Origin of the sequence: Rathayibacter sp. AY1B8, from assembly GCF_002932775.1 — a bacterium.
Taxonomy (GTDB): Bacteria; Actinomycetota; Actinomycetes; order Actinomycetales; family Microbacteriaceae; genus Rathayibacter.
Genome location: NZ_PSWJ01000001.1, coordinates 126,126 through 143,369, shown reverse-complemented (window position 1 = coordinate 143,369; position 17,244 = coordinate 126,126). Strand labels below are relative to the sequence as shown.

Below are 17,244 nucleotides of genomic sequence, written 5' to 3'. Positions count from 1 at the left end.
CTCAGACGGAGGATGATCCCCGCGCGAGAGCGGGCAGCTGCTGGAGGTAGGCGCCGTATCCGCTCTTGACCAGCGGTGCGGCGAGCTCGGCGAGGCGGGTGTCGTCGATCCAGGAGTTGCGCCAGGCGATCTCCTCGATGCAGCCGATCTTGAATCCCTGCCTCTGCTCGATCACGCGCACGAACTCCGTCGCCTCGATCATGGAATCGAAGGTCCCGGTGTCGAGCCAGGCCGTTCCCCGATCGAGCACCTGGACAGTGAGAGCACCGGCCTCGAGATACCGCTCGTTGACCGTCGATATCTCCAGTTCGCCGCGCGCGGACGGCTTGATGCTCTTGGCTATCCCGATCACGGAGTTGTCGTAGAAGTAGAGGCCGGGAACAGCGAAGGTGCTCTTCGGAGAAGAGGGCTTCTCCTCGATGGAGACGGCTCGGAAGTGCTCGTCGAACTCGACGACTCCGTAGGCGCGCGGGTCGGCGACCTGGTAGGCGAAGATGACGGCGCCCTCGATCGTGGTGTTCGCCGCGAGGGCGGTGCCCAGGGCGGTGCCGTGGAAGATGTTGTCACCCAGGACCAGGGCGACCGACTCGTCGCCGATGAACTCCTCGCCGATCAGGAACGCCTGCGCGAGCCCGTCGGGGGAGGGCTGCACGGCGTACTCGATCCGCATGCCCAGGCTCGACCCGTCGCCCAGCAGTGCGCGGAACTGGTCGTTGTACTCGGGGGTCGTGATCACGAGGACCTCGTCGATCCCGGCCATCATCAGCGTCGACAGCGGGTAGTAGATCATCGGCTTGTCGTAGATCGGCATCAGCTGCTTCGAGATGCCCTTGGTGATCGGCCACAACCGCGACCCCGAACCACCCGCGAGGACGATGCCCCTCACAGATGAAGCCCTCTCGACACAGGAGCGGCGGAGGCACGGAGCGGTTCCTGAGCGGAGCAGGTCCCGCCGGCGGCGGCTGCCGGAGGAGAGGAGATGAGCACGGGCGTAACCGTAGCAAGGTCACGTTTCGCCGAAATCACAGGAGGCCCCGTCAGGCCCTGTTTCGGCCTCTGGAGCGTCCCCCGGAGAGGGTAGCTGGAGAAGGAGAATGAGTCACCGACGGTTGCTCTGCCTCTCCGCGTCTCATTCCTGCTTCTGTGGGGAGTGCTTCTCCTCTCTCATTCCTGAGCGGAGTACTTCTCCTCGGTGGCGGCCTTCGCGGGGCGCCACCAGTCCTCGTTGGCGCGGTACCAGTCGATGGTGGCGGCGAGTCCGGCGTCGAAGTCGGTGTAGCGGGGGCGCCAGTCGAGCTCGGTGCGCAGGCGGGTGGAGTCGATGGCGTAGCGGAGGTCGTGTCCGGCGCGGTCGGTGACGTGGTCGAAGGCGTCCTCGGGTTGTCCGAAGGCGGTGAGGATGCGGGTGACGACGTCGAGGTTGCTCTTCTCGCCGTCGGCGCCGATGAGGTAGGTCTCGCCGATCTCGCCGCGGTCGATGATGGCCCAGACGCCGGTGTTGTGGTCGTCGACGTGGATCCAGTCGCGGACGTTGGCGCCGGTGCCGTAGAGCTTGGGGCGGATGCCGTCGATGGCGTTGGTGATCTGGCGGGGGATGAACTTCTCGACGTGCTGGTAGGGGCCGTAGTTGTTGGAGCAGTTGGAGATCGTGGCGCGCACGCCGAAGGAGCGCACCCAGGCGCGCACGAGGAGGTCGCTGGCGGCCTTGGTCGAGGAGTAGGGGCTGGAGGGGTTGTAGGGGGTGTGCTCGGTGAAGCGCGCGGGGTCCTCGAGCTCGAGGTCGCCGTACACCTCGTCCGTCGAGATGTGGTGGTACCGCACGTCGTGAGCGCGCACCGCCTGCAGGAGCGCGAAGGTGCCGATGACGTTCGTCGCGAGGAAGGGCGTCGGGTCGTGCAGGGAGTTGTCGTTGTGCGACTCCGCGGCGAAATGGACCACCAGATCCGCGTCGGCGACCAGCCGGTCCACCAGCTCGGCGTCGGCGACGTCGCCCTCGACCAGCCGCACTCGGTCGGCGACGGGGGCGAGGGAGTCGCGGCTGCCCGCGTAGGTGAGCTTGTCGAGCACGGTGATCCGCGCGTCGGGACGCTCGCGCAGGGTGAGGTGGACGAAGTTGCTGCCGATGAAGCCGGCACCGCCGGTGACGAGGATCCGCACGGGTTCTCCTGGAGGTCGGGAAGGTCGGGGGAGGCCGGGCTCAGCGGCCCGCGTTCACGCCTTCGAGGCTGAGCAGGCGGTGGAGGTAGGCGCCGTATCCGCTCTTGACCAGCGGTGCGGCGAGCTCGGCGAGGCGGGCGTCGTCGATCCAGGAGTTGCGCCAGGCGATCTCCTCGATGCAGCCGATCTTGAATCCCTGCCTCTGCTCGATCACGCGCACGAACTCGGTCGCCTCGATCATGGAATCGAAGGTCCCGGTGTCGAGCCAGGCCGTTCCCCGGTCGAGGACCTGAACGTTCAGCCGCCCCGCCTCGAGGTAGCGCTCGTTGATCGTCGAGATCTCGAGCTCGCCGCGGGCCGAGGGCGTGATCGTCTTCGCGATCGCCACGACGTCGTTGTCGTAGAAGTAGAGGCCGGGCACGGCGTAGTTGCTCCGCGGCTGCTCGGGCTTCTCCTCGATGGAGACGGCTCGGAAGTGCTCGTCGAACTCGACGACTCCGTAGGCGCGCGGGTCGGCGACCTGGTAGGCGAAGATGACGGCGCCCTCGATCGTGGTGTTCGCCGCGAGGGCGGTGCCCAGGGCGGTGCCGTGGAAGATGTTGTCACCCAGGACCAGGGCGACCGACTCGTCGCCGATGAACTCCTCGCCGATCAGGAACGCCTGCGCGAGCCCGTCGGGGGAGGGCTGCACGGCGTACTCGATCCGCATGCCCAGGCTCGACCCGTCGCCCAGCAGTGCGCGGAACTGGTCGTTGTACTCGGGGGTCGTGATCACGAGGACCTCGTCGATCCCGGCCATCATCAGCGTCGACAGCGGGTAGTAGATCATCGGCTTGTCGTAGATCGGCATCAGCTGCTTCGAGATGCCCTTGGTGATCGGCCACAACCGCGACCCCGAACCACCCGCGAGGACGATGCCCCTCATCGGAGCAGCCCCGGGTGAGGAGTGGCGGCGGGGGTCCGCTGCACCGCCGAGGGGAGCGTGAAGATCTGCGGGGAGAGGGTCACGGAGCCGACTCTATCGGCGGCGCCTCGGTGCCTCCGCATGCCGGTGCGGCGGGCGCGGAACCCGTGGCGGGGACTGACGGTCGAGCGATCGCTGCCGACGCGATCCGACTCCGTGAGCGGCGCGCACGCCGCCTCCGCGTCCGTATCGCGCCTCCCACTCGGAGGCCGCCGGGCACGGGGATAACTTCTCCGACGTCCGCGGCTCCGCCTGCCGCGACGGAGAGAGGTACCGCCCTGTGCACGAGGTCATCGACCAGCGGGACTCCGCGCTCCTCCCGTCTCCCGGTCCCTGCCGCCGATCCCCCCTGACGGGGGGAGTCCGCCCGTGCTGACCATCGGGATCGTCGCCCTCGACGCCTGGCACGCGGCTCCGCTCGAGCGCGCCTGGCGCCGCCAGGGGCACCGCGTGGTCGTGGTGACCGGTGACCCGGAGGGGTTCAGCGGGGCGGAGCTCCGCCCCAGCGTGCTCGCCCGCTTCCTCGAGCCCGCCCGCCGGAGGGGCGCCGGGTCCGTCGGGCTCGCCGTCGTCACGCGCCGGGCCCGCCGACTGCTCGCTCCGGAGCGGCCCGACCTCGTGGTGGCTCTCCCGGGGACGGCCGTGGAGCTCGCCGGGCTCGCTCCGATGACCGTCCTCCTGGCCGACGACCTCCCGGCACTCCCGCGCCTCCGGTTCGAGGAGGAGCGCCGCGGTGCTGTCGTCGTCGCCCCGACGGAGCGGCTCGCGTCAGCCCTCGCGGGAACGCTCGTGCCCCTGGGCCTGCCGGACGCGTCGTTCCCGACACCGTCCGCCCCCGACGGGCCCCTCCGCTTCGCCGCCGTGGGAGCCTCCGGTCTCGACCGGGGCGCCGAGCGGCTCGATCTCCTCGCCCGGCTGGACGGCACCGAGTACGTCACCGTGATCGACGACGGCGGCGGCATCGCCGACGACCTCGCGTCGGGGCTGCGCTCCGTCGGCGAGCAGGACCGCGACGGCGTCGTCGAGGTGCTCCGCCACTCCCACGTGTACGCCCACCTGACGCCGTCGACGACCGGCGCGGCCGCCGGACTCGACGCGCTGGCGAGCGGGCTGCCGGTCCTCGCGATCGAGTCGAGCGTCCTGGCCGATCTCTGCGCGGCGGGGGCGGGCGTGGTCCTCTCCGACGACGCGACGCGCGAGGAGTACGAGGACGCCCTCCATCGGCTCCGGCGCGAGTGGACGGCTCTCTCCCGGGGGGCCGCCGAGCTCGCGCGGGAGCGCCCGTGGTCCGTCGCGGCCGAGGAGATCCTCGCCCTCGCGGAGGGACGCGTCCGTGTCGCCTGAACCGGTTCCTGCTGTCGGCGCCTCCGCCGACGCGATGCTGCCGAACGCCGTCGCCCTGCGCCTGGCCGCCGTGCTGGTGCAGTACACCCTGCGGACGCACGGCGTCCGCAGCCTCGTGGTGAAGGGCGAGGGTCTGCACCGCCAGGGGATCCGCGCGCCGATGACGTCGGCCGACGTCGACCTCTGGGTCGACCCCGAGCGCTTCGACGAGGCTCTCGGGCTGCTCGCCTCGATGGGCTGGCGCCGCCGCGCCGAGGCTCTCAGCTGGACGCTCTTCGTCGACCACTCGATCACGCTCGTCCACCCCTCGTGGCCGTGCGACGTCGACGTCCACCGCTCCTTCCCGGGTGCCTTCGAGGAGGAGCGGATCGTCTTCGACCGCCTCTGGGCGGCCGCCGAGGATCTGCCGCTGAGCGACGAGACCCTGCGGATCCCCGGGCGCGCGCACCACCTCGTGCTGCACGCCCTGCACCAGCTGCGCAGCGCGCGCTCCGCCTCGGCGACCACGGCGCTGGCGGTTCTGAAGGCGCACGGCGCCGGCCTTCCGAGCGAGGAGCGCGAGGCGATCCGCGACGCGGCCGTCGAGCTCGGCGCGCAGACGCCGATGACGGAGCTCCTCACCTCCTGGGGAGTCCCCGCCGCGCCTGAGGAGCGCTACCGGCACGCCCAGACTCTCTGGGACGTGCGCCGCAGCTCCGACCGGCACACCTTCAACTGGCTGCATGCCGTGGCGTCCGCTCCCTGGCGCCTGAAGGGAGGCCTGCTGCTGAGAGCCGCCTTCCCCACCCGCGCGGATCTCGAGGCGAGCCATCCCGAGGCGACGACGGTCCGACGTCGGCTCCGGCTCCGGGGGGAGCGGACCCTGCGGGCGCTCCGAGGCCTCCCCTTGGCCCTCACCGGTTTCGCCAGGGTGGCGCTGAGCGGCCGCAGCGAGAAGCAGGGCCCGGCGTCCTCGTTCGAGGCGATCGCGGCGACCACGGCGCCGGTGAGCGACCTCCCGGCCTCGTCCGATCCCGCGGCGAGCGCCGTGCATCCGGTGGAGGCCTCCGCCGAGGCGCAGGGTGGCAGCGCGCCGCCGGCCCAGCGCTTCGCCGTCGAGCGCACGGACCGTCAGGTCTACGTGCTCGACCTGTCCCGCCCGTCGGTGCCCCCGATCGTGCTCTCGCTGAGCGCCGCCTCGGTCTTCGAGGCCGCGATCCGGCAGCGCCGGCCCCGGGACGAGGTCGTCGACCTCCTCGCCGATCACTACGACGTCGACCCCGGGACGATGGGCCGCGACGTCGACGCCGTCCTGGCCGAACTCGACGTCCGCTTCCCGGGCGCGGTTCCCGACGGGGCACTCTCATGAGGGCCGCCCGTTCCCGATCCCTGCGGATCCTGCACGTCCTCGACTCCTTCGAGGACGGGGGCGCGCAGCGTGTGGCCCTCTCCCTGGGTGCGTGGAGCCGCGAGCACGGCTGCGAGACCGCCTACTGGGGGCGTCCCGGGCCGCTCAGCGACCGCGCCGCGCAGGAGTCGCCCGTCTTCGTGGTGCCGAGACCCGGACAGGGCTTCGCGGCCGATCTGCGCGAGATCGCACTCGCCGTCCGCCGGTTCCGCCCGCACGTCCTGCACGCCCACCAGCGCCGCGAGGCTCTGCTGGCCCTCCTCGTCGGCGCCGCGCTCGGTGTCCCCGTGGTCGAGCACGCGCACACCGAGCTGCCCGGGATCGACCGTCGAGCGCTCTCCTTCCGCTCCCGGCGGGTGTTCGCCGTCTCCGCCTCCGTGGGGCGGATGGTCGTCGAGGGCTACGGCCGCCCGCAGGAGCGCGTCGTGGTCACCGGCAACGCCCCGGCGAACGTCACCGCGGAGCCCGCGCTCGCGCCGGAACTCGCCGAGCCGGTCGTCCGCGTCCTCGGCATCGGGCGGCTCGCGGAGCAGAAGGACCCGATCCGCTTCCTCGCGGCAGTCGAGGCCCTCGCCCGGGTCCGGCCCGTCACCGGCACCTGGCTCGGCGACGGTCCGATGCTGCCGGTGCTGCGCGAGCGAGCCCGGGGGGCCGGAGTGGTCGACTTCGCCGGTCCGTCGGCGGACGTGACCGGAGCGCTGGACGCGGCGCACCTCCTCCTGTCGACCTCGCGGTGGGAGGGGACTCCGCTCGTGATGCTGGAAGCGATGGCACGCCGTCGCCCGGTCGTGGCGACCGACGTCGGCGGTGTGGGTGAGTTGCTCGCCGACGGTCGGGGCCTCCTGCTCCCCGCCGACGCCGACGGGGAGCGGATCGCCGAGCTCGTCGCCGCCGCTCTGGAGCGACCCGAGGGGCTCCTGATGCAGGCCGACCGCGCGAAGGCGTGGGTGGACGAGGCCGCCTCGCCCGACGCCGTCTTCGGACCCGTCGTCGCCGCCTACCGCGAGCTCGGGGGCCGACGGTGAGCGGGGGCGTGCACTCGGTGACCGTCGTGGCTCCCTGCTACAACGCGATCGCCCGGCTCGACGGCTTCCTCGCGCGGCTCGCACTCACTCTCGGACCGGGGACGCGGGTCGTCCTCGTCGACGACGCGTCCTCGGACGGCACGGCGGAGGTGCTCGAGAAGTGGGCCGAGGGACGCGAGGACGCCCGGGTCCTGCTCCTCGAGCAGAACGGCGGCGTCGCTGCCGCCCGGAACCGCGCCCTCGACGGCATCGACTCCGAGTTCGTCTGGTTCGTGGACGTCGACGACGAGTGGGACACGGAGATCCTCCGGACCCTCACCGCCGAGGCCGAGCGGACGGCGGCCGACGTCGTCGTCTGCCGGGCGCTCTACCGCACCCGGCAGTCGACCTCCGGACGCGTGATCGACGGTCTCGACCGACGCGAACTGGTCTCGTCCGAACTCGCTCTCGAGCGGATGGCGTCCGGGCGCCTGCACGGCTTCCTCTGGAACAAGCTCTTCCGCCGCGCCGTCCTGCAGGAGGAGCTCTTCCCGCGCTTGAGCTCCCAGTCCGACTTCGTCGGCGTGCTGCGGGCGGTCCAGGCGTCGGAACGGGTGCTCTTCGTGCCGGAGATCCTCTACTCCTACGTCTACACGGCGTCCTCGATCACCCGTCGGCGCGACCCGGACCTCCGGAACCTCCTGGTCTGCGCCGAGGAGATGCGCGCGGCGCTCGCCCGAACGTTCGAGGATGTGCCGCGCCCGCTGTCGGACTGGTTCACGACCTGGTTCTACGCCGTCCCCGTCGCGCTCACCCCGATCCGCCAGAACTCCGACGCGGCGCTCGTCGAGACCGGCGTCCGGCTCGGGTCCGAGGCGCTGCGCGACGTCCGCGTGCTCCGCTCCGCGCGGTCGCCGCGGCTGCTCGTCCTGGGGCTGGTGCTCAAGCACGTCCCCGCCGCCTTCACGGCGCTCAGCCGGATCCTCTACGCCGTGCACGACACCCGCCGCCGGCTCTCCGATCGGAGGAGCACCCGGTGGACGACGTGACCGTCCCCGTGCAGGCGGCCGCGACCGGCCCCTTCCGCACACCAGCTCCGTTCCCTCCCTCCCGCACCGACCCCCGAGGAGCACCGGCATGACCTCCTACATCACCGGCCGCATCGAGCGGATGCCGGCCAGCATCACCACGCTCGACGAGGCGGCGGAGGCCGTGCTCGAGCTGTCCCGGAGCGGCCGCGACGAGCTGGTCGTCACGCCGAACACCGACCACTTCGTGCGCTGGAAGCACTCCGGCGAGTTCCGGCGGTACTACGGCCGGGCGTCCCTCGTGGTGCTCGACGGGGCGCCTCTGGTCTGGCTGGCCCGCTCGTACGGCCACCGCACGGCGAGCCGCGTGACGGGCATCGACCTCTTCACCGAGGTCTGCCGCCGCGCGGCGCTCGAGGGTGCGCCGGTCGCTCTCATCGGCGGACGCCCCGGAGTCGGCGATCGCGCAGCCGCCGAGCTGCAGCAGCGCTTCGCCGGGCTCCAGGTTCCGGTCGTCGTCTCGCCGGAGCCGGCCGAGCTCGCGGACGACGCCTACCTCGCCCGCCTCTCCTCGACTCTGCGCACGGCCAACGTCCGCATCGTCGCGCTCTGCCTCGGCTCCCCCAAGCAGGAGGAGGTTCGCGAGCGCCTGCTCGTCGTCGGCGGCACGGGAGCGGTGTGCCTCGGCGTCGGCGCCGCCGTGGACTTCCTCGCCGGCGAGATCCCGCGGGCGCCGCTCGTGGTGCAGCGCCTCGGCCTCGAGTGGGCGCACCGGCTCAGCCGGGAGCCCGGCAGGCTCTGGCGGCGCTATCTGGGCGACGCCGTGCGGGTGCTGCCGAGCGTGGTCGCGGCCCTCCGCTACCGGGTGCGCCGTGCCGTCCGCTGAGCACGCGGGCGGCGTCGCCGGCGAGAGGCCGCTGGTCCTGGTCTGGAAGCGCGCGTGGCTGCAGGACTCCGAGACGTTCGTCCGCAATCAGATGCACGGACTCGAGCGCTGGCGCGCCCTCGGAGTGGGCCTCGAGCGCACCGGCTCGGGCGTCCTCCACGACCGCACGGACATCGTCCTGCACGATCCGATCACCCCTCGCGGGCGGCGGTCCCTCCTCCTGCGATGGCTCGGAGTGTCACGACGGCTCGACGCGATCGTCGATGAGCACCGGCCCGCCCTCATCCATGCACACTTCCTCATCGACGCCGTCTCCATCGCCCGGTACGCACGGAGGAGGCGCCTTCCGCTCGTCGTGACGGGGCACGGCTACGACGTGACCAGCTGGCCGCTCGCGACCGGAGCTCCGCGCCTGCTCCGACCCCTCGCCCGAGCTCACCGCGCCCTCGAGGCCCGCACCGTCTTCCGTACCGCGCACGCGGTGATCGGCGTGTCCCGCTTCATCACCGACGGGCTCCTGCGCCTGGGGGCGGACCCGCGGCGCACCGGAGTGGGCTACATCGGCGTCCCGACCTCCCGCCCCGAGGCCGCACCGGCTGCGGAGCGCGCGGGAATCGTCTTCGTCGGACGCCTCACCGACAAGAAGGGCGTTCCGGATCTGCTCGAGGCGTTCGCCGCCCTCCCCGGACCGATCCGGGACGTCCCCCTGACCGTCGTCGGCGACGGCCACCTGCGGGAGGCGCTCGTCGAGCAGGCGGCGCGGCTGGGCCTGCAGGTGACCTTCACCGGCTCCCTGCCCCCCGCCGAGGTCGCCCGCATCCTCGCCGGCGCCGCGGTCTTCTGCGCACCGTCGCGGACCGCGGCGACAGGCGACTCCGAGGGCTTCGGCATGGTCTTCCTCGAGGCCGCGCTCGCAGGCGTCCCCGTCGTCTCGTACCGCCACGGCGGCGTCCCGGAGGCGGTCCAGGACGGCGTCACCGGGCTGCTCGTCCCGGAGGGGGACGTGCCCGGCCTGACCGGGGCGCTCGCCGCCCTGCTCCGGGACCCGGACCGCGCGACGCGGATGGGCGCGGCCGGGCGGGAGCGCGTGCTCGCCTCGTTCGACCTCGCCGAGCGGATCCGCGACCTAGAGGACCTCTACGACCGGACGGCCGGGCGGTCAGCGTCGACGACGGACGGAGATCGCGGATGAGCCGCGCCGAGCACCGCGCCGACGATCCGCGACCTGGCCTCCGTCCGGCCTCCGCCGGGCGGGAAAGGTGAGCCTGCGCCGGAGCACCGTCGACGCGACCGCCTGGACGGCGGTCTCGTTCGCCGTCGCGCTCGTCGTGCAGCTCGGGCAGTTCGCGCTCCTGGCGAGACTGCTGGACCCCTCCGAGATGGGGATCATCGCGATCGTCGCCCTGCTCAACGCGTTCGTCGACATCTTCCTCGGCATGGGGGTCGCCCAGGCGATCATCCAGCGCCGGCGGGCGACCAGCTTCGAGCTCTCGTCGGTCTTCTGGCTCAACCTCTCCGTCGGGCTCCTGGTCACCGTCGCCGTCCTCCTGGGCGCCGCACCGATCGCCTCCCTGCTCGGGTCCGCCGCCGCGGCGCCGGTCCTCACCGTCGCCTCGCTCGTGTTCGTGGGCAGCGCAGCCGGGCAGGTGCCGAGAGCGGTGCTCGAGAAGGGGATCCGGTTCCGAGCGGTCGCCGTGTCCGAGACGATCGCTCTCGTCGGCGGCTTCGCCGTGACGGTCTGCCTCGCGGTCTCGGGCGCAGGGGCGCTCTCCTACGCGTGGGGGCTCGTCGCGACCGCGGCTCTGCGCTCCGTGCTCGCCCTCCTGCAGGCTCGGCGCTGGTTCCGACTGCGGTTCCGGTTCCGGATCCGCGAGACCGCCCGCTTCCTCTCCTTCGGCGTCTTCCAGACCCTCGACGGCATCGTCAACTACCTGGGCTCGAACGCCGGCTCGCTCGCGATCGGCCGCCTGCTCGGACCGGCACAGCTGGGCGGGTACACCCTGGGATACAACCTCGCCGTGAACCTCCCCGCGAGGGTCAACCCGATCGTGACGCGGGTGATGTTCCCGGTGTTCTCCTCGATCCAGCACGACCGTGAGCGCGTCGCGCGGAACCACCTCCGCGTCACCGCGGTGCTCAGCATGGCGAGCATCCCGCCGCTGATGCTGGTGGCGCTGCGCTCCGAGGAGATCGTGCGACTGTTCTACGGACCCGGCTGGGGCTGGATCGCGGGCATGACGAGCGCACTGACGGTGGTGGGCGCGGTGCGGGCGATCGGCAATCCGGTCGGCTTCATCCTGATGGCGATGGACCGGGTGCGGTTCGGGCTGGTCGTGAACATCGTGAAGACCGCGATCACGGTCCCGATGATCGTCGGCGGGGGAGTGCTGTTCGGACTCGACGGCTTCATCGGCGGGCTGCTGCTCTCGAGCGCTCTCGGCTTCGCCGTCACCTGCGCCGTGCTGCGGGTGGTGCTCGGAGTGCGCCTCGGCGCGTTCCTGCGCGCGTGCGCCGCGGGGCCGCTGCTCGCCGCACCGATGGCGATCGTGCTGCTCCTGCTCCGCCTGCTCCCCGAGGGCGCGCCCCTGCGGCTGCTCCCGGTGGAGCTGGCGCTCGCGGTCCTCGTGCTGGGAGCGACCGCCCTCCTGGCGCCGGGGCGCGACATCGCCGAGGCGCGATCGCTCGTCCTGTCGCGACTGCCCGCCCGGCTCCGGCTCGGCTCCGCCGCCCCGGTCGAGGTCGCCGTGGTGCTGGCCGCCGAGGAGCGCTTCGACGGCAGCGGGGGAGCCGTGGCGACCTGGGTCCGCGAGACGGTGTCCCGGTCCTCGCTCCGGATCGCCGTGCACGCGCCGTGGTCGTCGGCGTCACCGGGTGTGGACGTCCGGCCGCACCGCCTGTACCGGCGGATCTACGCGGTCCAGCGGCGCGCGGCACTCCTCCTGGCGCGTCGGCGCGACAGCGACCCGGGCGCCGAGCTGCGTCGGCTGTCCTTCGGTGGCCGCTTCTGGCTGCTGGTGCTCGCTCCGTCGCTGCGCCGTGTCCCGACGGTCTGGATCCACAACCGCCCCCGCTACGCCGTGCGCCTGCGCCGCCTGGGCTACCGGGGGCGGATCGTCGCACACCTTCACAACGACCTGCTCGATCACCTGCCGCCCGATCCCGCCGCGTCCCGGCGCTACCTCGACGCGGTCGACGAGTGGATCTTCTGCAGCGAGTTCCTGCGCGCCCGGGCGGTCGACCGGTACGGCCTGATCGCCACAGCCGTCCTGTACAACGGGGTCGTCCCTCCGCCCGAGGTCCGGCCGGCGCCGCTCGGCGGTACTGCGGAGGCGGTCTTCGCCGGGAGGCTGGTGGCCGAGAAGGGAGCCCGCGAGGCCGTCGAGATCGTGAAGCGGATGCGGACCGAGCACGGCGCCGATCTGCGGCTGGTCATCGCCGGCGCATCGGGCCTCGGGGACGACGCGACGCCCACCCCGTACGTCCGAGCGCTCGACGAGGCGGTCGCCACCCTGCCCGGCGTCGTGCGCCGGCTCCCGTTCCTCCGGCACGAGGACCTGCTGGAGCTGTTCGGCTCCTCGGCGCTCCTGCTCTACCCCTGCCGCTGGGACGAGCCGTTCGGGATGGTGGTGGTGGAGGCGCTCTCGCGGGGGATCCCCGTCGTGACGGTCGAGCGCGGAGGCCTCCCCGAGATCCTGCGCACCTCCGACGGAGTGGTCGACGGATCCGTCCTCGTCCCGCCGGGCACGGAGGAGGAGGTCGCGGACGCCGTCCTCGCGGAGCTCCCCGCCCTCATCGCCTCGCTGCGCGATCCCCGGCGACGCGCGGAGGTCGCTGCGGCGTCGCGGCGCCGAGCGGCGGACTTCGGCTGGCCGGGCATCGCCCGCCGCGCGGACGAGCTGCTGGCACACCCCCGCGACTGAGGCGGGGCCGCCGCGCGCACGCGGATCGACGTTCCGCGCCAAGCCCGTCGAGGCTCGTGCCGCGCGATTAGTGTCGGCGCGACATGCCACCTGCATCCCCTCTCCCGCCCGCGTCCGCCGACGCCACCGCCTCTCCCGTGCTGCTCGATCCGCCTCCCGCCCCGGACCGGCGCCCGCGGACGACCCTCCCGCCGCGAGAGGTCGGCCCGTCGTCCCGGAATCGGCGCGCCGCTCCTCCGCTCCGCCAGACGGAGGCCGCCACCGGCACCTCCGCGGAACGGCTCTGACATGGGCCGCCACGCCGACGACGCCCTCCTCCGCCGCCCGACCGCCTCTCGTCCCTCCGTCATCGCCGCGACCCGCGTCACCGACGCTCCGGAGACCCGCGGGCGGCCGTCGCGCGCGCCGGCGGATCCCGCTCAGCGGCGGCACGAGCGGATCGTCCTCGTCTTCCTCGCGGTGCTCCTGGCGCTGAGCGTCGTGCAGCTCTACACACTGGGCCCCGTCACCGCTCCGGTCGCCTGGAGCCTGCTCTTCCTCCCGTACTCCGTGGCTCGGCTGCGCGGCGGGCGGATCGACCGGTTCGTGGTCGTGGTCCTCCTCGTGATCGCCGGCACCCTCTTCGCGCTCACCTACTCCGGAGCACGCGCGGCCGCGCTGCGCGACGTGGTCTCCGTCGTCTCCTTCCTCACTCCGTACCTGGCCGTCCGCGGGCTCGGCGACGGCGCCTGGCGTGTCGTCGGCCGCGCCCTCAACTGGGCGGCGCCCGTGTTCCTCCTCCAGGTGACGCTCACGATCCTCTTCCAGCTCGATCCCGTGCAGGAGACCGCCTACCTCCGGTGGCCGGACGCGGTGCTGTTCTCCGACATCTACGTGCGGGACATCTTCACGACGTCCTTCAACAACGTCCTGCAGGAGAAGTCGGGAGGGTTCTTCCTCAACGGCAACATCGCCTCGATGTACATGGCCACGACCGGCGCGCTGGCCTTCGCCGTCTGGAGACGGCAGCGGGGGAGGCTCCTCCTGCTCGTCGCCGTCGCCGGGCTGGTCGGCGCCCTCTTCACGCTGTCCAAGACCGCGATCGTCCTCGCGATCGTCCTGCCCCTGCTGGTCGCCGCGATCCGCGGACTCAAGGGACGCAGCCTCGGTCCGGTCGCTTGGATGATCACCATCCCCTCCGGGATCACGGCCGTGTACGCCGTCGCCGTGTCCTTCCCTCAGCTGGCGGAGGCGGGCCTGCTCACGCTCGGGGCCCGCGGCGACTTCCTGCGCCTGGCTGCGAGTGCGTTCCCCGACAACTGGCTGCTGGGGCTGGGGTACGGCGGATGGCAGGAGCTGTGGCTGGCGCGCGGGTCGCAGTTCACCCAGCACAGCGAGCCGCGCCCGCCTCACAACCTCCTCGTCACCGCGTGGACCAACGGCGGGCTCCTGATCGCGCTCCCCGTCCTCGCGTTCCTCCTCCTCGCCGCCGTCGCCGTCGTGCGCCTGCTCCTCCGGGTCGCCCGGAACGAGGCCGTCGCCGTCGGGGCGCTCGCCGTCGCCGTCCTCTGGACGTTCCTGCACGGGATGGCCGACAACACCACCTGGTTCGGCGATCAGCACTCGCTCGCGACGCTCGCCGTCTCCGTGGCGCTCGTGGGCGTCCTGTCGGCGGAGGCGCCCGCCACGCCGGGCCGAGTGCCTCACGGAAGCGCTCCGGCGGCCTCGGCCGGCGCGGGTCGGGCGCCGCTGCGACGGCCGCCGAGCCCCGGCCTCGGGCGGCGCTGACGCGACCGCCGCGCCGCAGCCGGTCCGGACACGGACCGCGCCGGTATCATCGACCCGTTATGGCACGCATCTACGACTGCTCCGTCGACACGGACCTCCTGACCGGCACCCGTCTCGCGCGGACGGCCATCGGCCGCGGCGAGCTCGTGGTGATCCCCACCGACACCGTCTACGGCGTCGCGGCCAACGCGTTCGACGCCGCCGCGGTCCAGCGCCTGCTCGACGCGAAGGGACGGACGAGGCAGTCGCCGCCGCCCGTCCTGATCGGGGACGTGGCCGCCCTCGACGCCCTCGCCGAGAACGTGCCGGAGGCGGTGCGCGACCTCGCGCGCGAGTTCTGGCCCGGCGGGCTCACCATCGTCCTGCACGCCCAGCCCTCACTGGTCTGGGACCTGGGCGAGACGCGCGGGACCGTGGCGCTGCGCATGCCGGACAACCCGGTGACGATCGAGCTCCTCGCCGAGACCGGCCCGCTGGCGGTCTCCTCCGCCAATCGCACGGGGCAGCCCTCGGCCACGACCGCACAGGAGGCGTTCGACCAGCTCGGCGACTCCGTCGACGTCTATCTCGACGCCGGCGCCGCCGGATCGCGCTACAGCGACCGCCCCGCGGGCGCCAGCGAGTCCTCGACGATCGTCGACGCGACAGCGCTGAGCTTCGAGGGCGGCACCCTGCGCATCCTGCGCCAGGGCGTCGTGTCGGCCGAGCGGATCCGCGAGGTCGTCGGAGACCTGCTGCCGGATCCGGACGCGCCTCGTGCCGAGGCGTCGGAGCCCGACGCCTCCACGGCCGGCGCGGCGCAGGCCGGGGACCAGCAGGAGCCCGACGGGACCGCGACCGGCAGCGACCCGTACGCCTTCGAGCGGACACCGACCGCGCGCCCCGACTGGGCCTCCGGCGCCCGCCTGCAGGACGACTCCGCGCCCGGCGACTCCGCGCCCGTCGATTCCGCCGATGCGCCGGACACGGGCTCGTCGAGCACGAACGCGCCGACGCCCAACACCGGCACCGGCGCCGCCCGCACCGACTCCGCTCCGGGTGAGTAACCGGTGATCACCTTCGCCCTCGTCTCGCTCGCGGTCGCGCTCGTGACCGGAGCGCTGTCGTGGGTCATCTGGAAGCTGAGCCTGAAGTACCGGCTCTACCCGAAGATCCGCGTCAGGGACATGCACACGCGGCCGACCCCCCGCCTGGGCGGCATCGCGATGTTCCTCGGGATCCTCGTCGGCTTCGGCATCGCCTCCCAGCTGCCCTACTTCCGGCTGGTGTTCGCCAATCCCGAACCGATCCTCGCGATCCTCGGCGCGAGCCTGCTCATCGTCCTCATCGGCGTCGCCGACGACATCTGGGACCTGGACTGGACCACGAAGCTGGCCGGTCAGCTGATCGCCGCCGGCCTGATCGCCTGGAAGGGCGTGCAGATCGTCTCCCTGCCGATCGGCGGCCTGACTGTCGGCTCGCCGTGGATGTCGCTGATCATCACCGTGCTCGCGATCGTCCTGGTCACCAACGCTCTCAACTTCATCGACGGCCTCGACGGCCTCGTGGCGGGCGTCGCCCTGATCGCCAACGGGGTCTTCTTCCTCTACAGCTACCTGCTGGTGCAGCAGACCTCGCCCACCGACTACTTCAACCTGGCCTCGCTCATCGCGGTCCTGCTCGTCGGCGCCTGCGCCGGATTCCTCCCCATCAACTGGCGTCCGGCGCGGATGTTCATGGGCGACAGCGGCGCACTGCTGATCGGGATGCTGATGGCCACCTCCGCGATCGCGGTCACCGGCCAGATCGACCCGGCCCAGCTCGCGGCGAAGGAGCTCCTGCCCGCGTTCATCCCGATCATCCTGCCGTTCGCGATCCTCGTGGTGCCGCTGATGGACTTCGGCCTCGCTGTGATCAGGCGCCTGCGCGCGGGAAAGTCGCCGTTCAGCGCCGACCGGAAGCACCTGCACCACCGCCTGCTCGACATGGGGCACTCCCACCTGCACGCCGTGCTGATCTTCTACGCGTGGACCGCCGTCGTCGCCGTCAGCTGCCTGCTGATGTTCGTGGTCGACGTGCTGTGGGTCCCGCTCGTCTTCCTCGGAGTCGGTCTGCTGGTCTGCACCGTCGTCACGCTCGCCCCGCTCAGCCGCCGCAAGCGGCTCGAGGCGGCGGCGCAGTCCGCGGAGGCCTCACCCGTCCTCGACCCCCTCGACCGCGCGTCCTCGACGGAGCTGCTCCGTCCGCCGGCCGGACTCCCGATCGACCGGGACACGACAGCGCCGACCACGGCGCGGAAGGAAGCATCATGACCGGAGCCTCCCCGGCCACCCCCCGTCCGCAGCCCGCGTCCGTCCCAGTCCTGCGCCGCGCGCTGGTCGTGGGCGGCCTCTTCGTGCTCGCCCTGGCCGTTCTCGGCACCGTCGTCGGCGGGATCGCCGCCGGGGGAGAGGGCGCGATCGGAGCCCTCCTCGGCGCGATCGTCGGCGGCGTGATGGTGCTCCTCACCGCCGCGAGCATCCTCGTCGCCAACCGCCTCGACATCGGCGGGTTCTTCGCCGTCGTCCTCGGCACGTGGCTCGCCAAGTTCGTGCTGTTCGTGATCGCCGCCCTGGTCCTGCGCGATCAGCCGTGGCTGAACAGCACCGCGATGTTCGTCACGATCATCGTCGCCGTCCTGGGGTCCCTGGTGATCGACGTCCTCGTCGTCTCGCGCTCGCGCATGCCGAACGTCAGCGACATCGCTCGATGAGGACGAGCCGAACGGTTCCTGAGAGGACCACGATTCGGCTCTCAGGCCGTTCTGTT

14 protein-coding genes are annotated in these 17,244 nt (G+C 72.4%); 11 read left to right on the top strand and 3 right to left on the bottom strand.

What is annotated here, in order from left to right; all coding sequences use genetic code 11:
* Position 1 precedes the first annotated feature (1 nt).
* From rfbA (C5C63_RS00645) to rfbA (C5C63_RS00635), 3 genes are all read right to left on the bottom strand, one after another.
* Positions 2-886: a glucose-1-phosphate thymidylyltransferase RfbA gene (gene rfbA / locus C5C63_RS00645; protein WP_104325322.1), complete on the bottom strand. Its 885-nt coding sequence runs from the start codon at positions 884-886 to the stop codon at positions 2-4.
* Positions 887-1,164: 278 nt separating this feature from the next.
* The gene (rfbB, locus tag C5C63_RS00640) at positions 1,165-2,157 is read right to left on the bottom strand and encodes a dTDP-glucose 4,6-dehydratase (RefSeq protein ID WP_104232714.1); all 993 of its coding nucleotides are present in this window, start codon (positions 2,155-2,157) and stop codon (positions 1,165-1,167) included.
* 40 nt (positions 2,158-2,197) lie between these two features.
* Positions 2,198-3,082, bottom strand: a complete 885-nt coding sequence (gene rfbA, locus C5C63_RS00635; protein ID WP_104223010.1) for a glucose-1-phosphate thymidylyltransferase RfbA — start codon at positions 3,080-3,082, stop codon at positions 2,198-2,200.
* Between the two features lie 408 nt (positions 3,083-3,490).
* Between rfbA (C5C63_RS00635) and C5C63_RS00630 the strand changes: the two genes are divergently transcribed.
* The 11 genes from C5C63_RS00630 to C5C63_RS00580 all read left to right on the top strand — a co-directional run bounded on the left by C5C63_RS00630 (position 3,491) and on the right by C5C63_RS00580 (position 17,188).
* Positions 3,491-4,465, top strand: coding sequence for a hypothetical protein (locus C5C63_RS00630; protein ID WP_104325321.1), 975 nt, complete (start codon positions 3,491-3,493; stop codon positions 4,463-4,465).
* Positions 4,455-5,813 carry a PqqD family peptide modification chaperone gene (locus tag C5C63_RS00625; protein WP_146083677.1) on the top strand — a complete coding sequence of 453 codons (1,359 nt, stop codon included), beginning with the start codon at positions 4,455-4,457 and terminating at the stop codon, positions 5,811-5,813. The genes C5C63_RS00630 and C5C63_RS00625 overlap by 11 nt, the downstream gene beginning before the upstream one ends.
* Complete coding sequence (locus C5C63_RS00620) at positions 5,810-6,877, top strand: glycosyltransferase family 4 protein (protein ID WP_104232710.1); 1,068 nt, start codon at positions 5,810-5,812, stop codon at positions 6,875-6,877. Before C5C63_RS00625 ends, C5C63_RS00620 begins: the two co-directional genes overlap by 4 nt.
* 8 nt (positions 6,878-6,885) lie before the next feature.
* Positions 6,886-7,905: a glycosyltransferase family 2 protein gene (locus C5C63_RS00615; protein ID WP_181067729.1), complete on the top strand. Its 1,020-nt coding sequence runs from the start codon at positions 6,886-6,888 to the stop codon at positions 7,903-7,905.
* 88 nt (positions 7,906-7,993) lie between these two features.
* Positions 7,994-8,770 carry a WecB/TagA/CpsF family glycosyltransferase gene (locus C5C63_RS00610; RefSeq protein ID WP_181067727.1) on the top strand — a complete coding sequence of 259 codons (777 nt, stop codon included), beginning with the start codon at positions 7,994-7,996 and terminating at the stop codon, positions 8,768-8,770.
* Positions 8,757-9,962, top strand: coding sequence for a glycosyltransferase (locus C5C63_RS00605; RefSeq protein WP_104232707.1), 1,206 nt, complete (start codon positions 8,757-8,759; stop codon positions 9,960-9,962). Before C5C63_RS00610 ends, C5C63_RS00605 begins: the two co-directional genes overlap by 14 nt.
* Positions 9,963-10,029: 67 nt before the next feature.
* Complete coding sequence (locus C5C63_RS00600; protein WP_104325320.1) at positions 10,030-12,690, top strand: MOP flippase family protein; 2,661 nt, start codon at positions 10,030-10,032, stop codon at positions 12,688-12,690.
* Positions 12,691-12,978: 288 nt separating this feature from the next.
* Positions 12,979-14,457, top strand: coding sequence for a hypothetical protein (locus tag C5C63_RS00595; RefSeq protein WP_104232705.1), 1,479 nt, complete (start codon positions 12,979-12,981; stop codon positions 14,455-14,457).
* 59 nt (positions 14,458-14,516) lie between these two features.
* Positions 14,517-15,503: an L-threonylcarbamoyladenylate synthase gene (locus C5C63_RS00590; protein WP_104325319.1), complete on the top strand. Its 987-nt coding sequence runs from the start codon at positions 14,517-14,519 to the stop codon at positions 15,501-15,503.
* A gap of 3 nt (positions 15,504-15,506) precedes the next feature.
* Positions 15,507-16,748: an MraY family glycosyltransferase gene (locus C5C63_RS00585; RefSeq protein ID WP_181065442.1), complete on the top strand. Its 1,242-nt coding sequence runs from the start codon at positions 15,507-15,509 to the stop codon at positions 16,746-16,748.
* Complete coding sequence (locus C5C63_RS00580) at positions 16,745-17,188, top strand: hypothetical protein (protein WP_104223021.1); 444 nt, start codon at positions 16,745-16,747, stop codon at positions 17,186-17,188. The genes C5C63_RS00585 and C5C63_RS00580 overlap by 4 nt, the downstream gene beginning before the upstream one ends.
* Positions 17,189-17,244 lie beyond the last annotated feature (56 nt).

What these genes read in the sequence shown, in the direction of transcription:
- C5C63_RS00620 (WP_104232710.1), top strand. Translation starts at nt 5,810, where the DNA reads ATGAGGGCCGCCCGTTCCCGATCCCTGCGGATCCTGCACGTCCTCGAC.
- rfbA (WP_104223010.1), bottom strand. Translation starts at nt 3,082, where the DNA reads ATGAGGGGCATCGTCCTCGCGGGTGGTTCGGGGTCGCGGTTGTGGCCG.
- C5C63_RS00610 (WP_181067727.1), top strand. Translation starts at nt 7,994, where the DNA reads ATGACCTCCTACATCACCGGCCGCATCGAGCGGATGCCGGCCAGCATC.
- C5C63_RS00595 (WP_104232705.1), top strand. Translation starts at nt 12,979, where the DNA reads ATGGGCCGCCACGCCGACGACGCCCTCCTCCGCCGCCCGACCGCCTCT.
- C5C63_RS00580 (WP_104223021.1), top strand. Translation starts at nt 16,745, where the DNA reads ATGACCGGAGCCTCCCCGGCCACCCCCCGTCCGCAGCCCGCGTCCGTC.
- C5C63_RS00590 (WP_104325319.1), top strand. Translation starts at nt 14,517, where the DNA reads ATGGCACGCATCTACGACTGCTCCGTCGACACGGACCTCCTGACCGGC.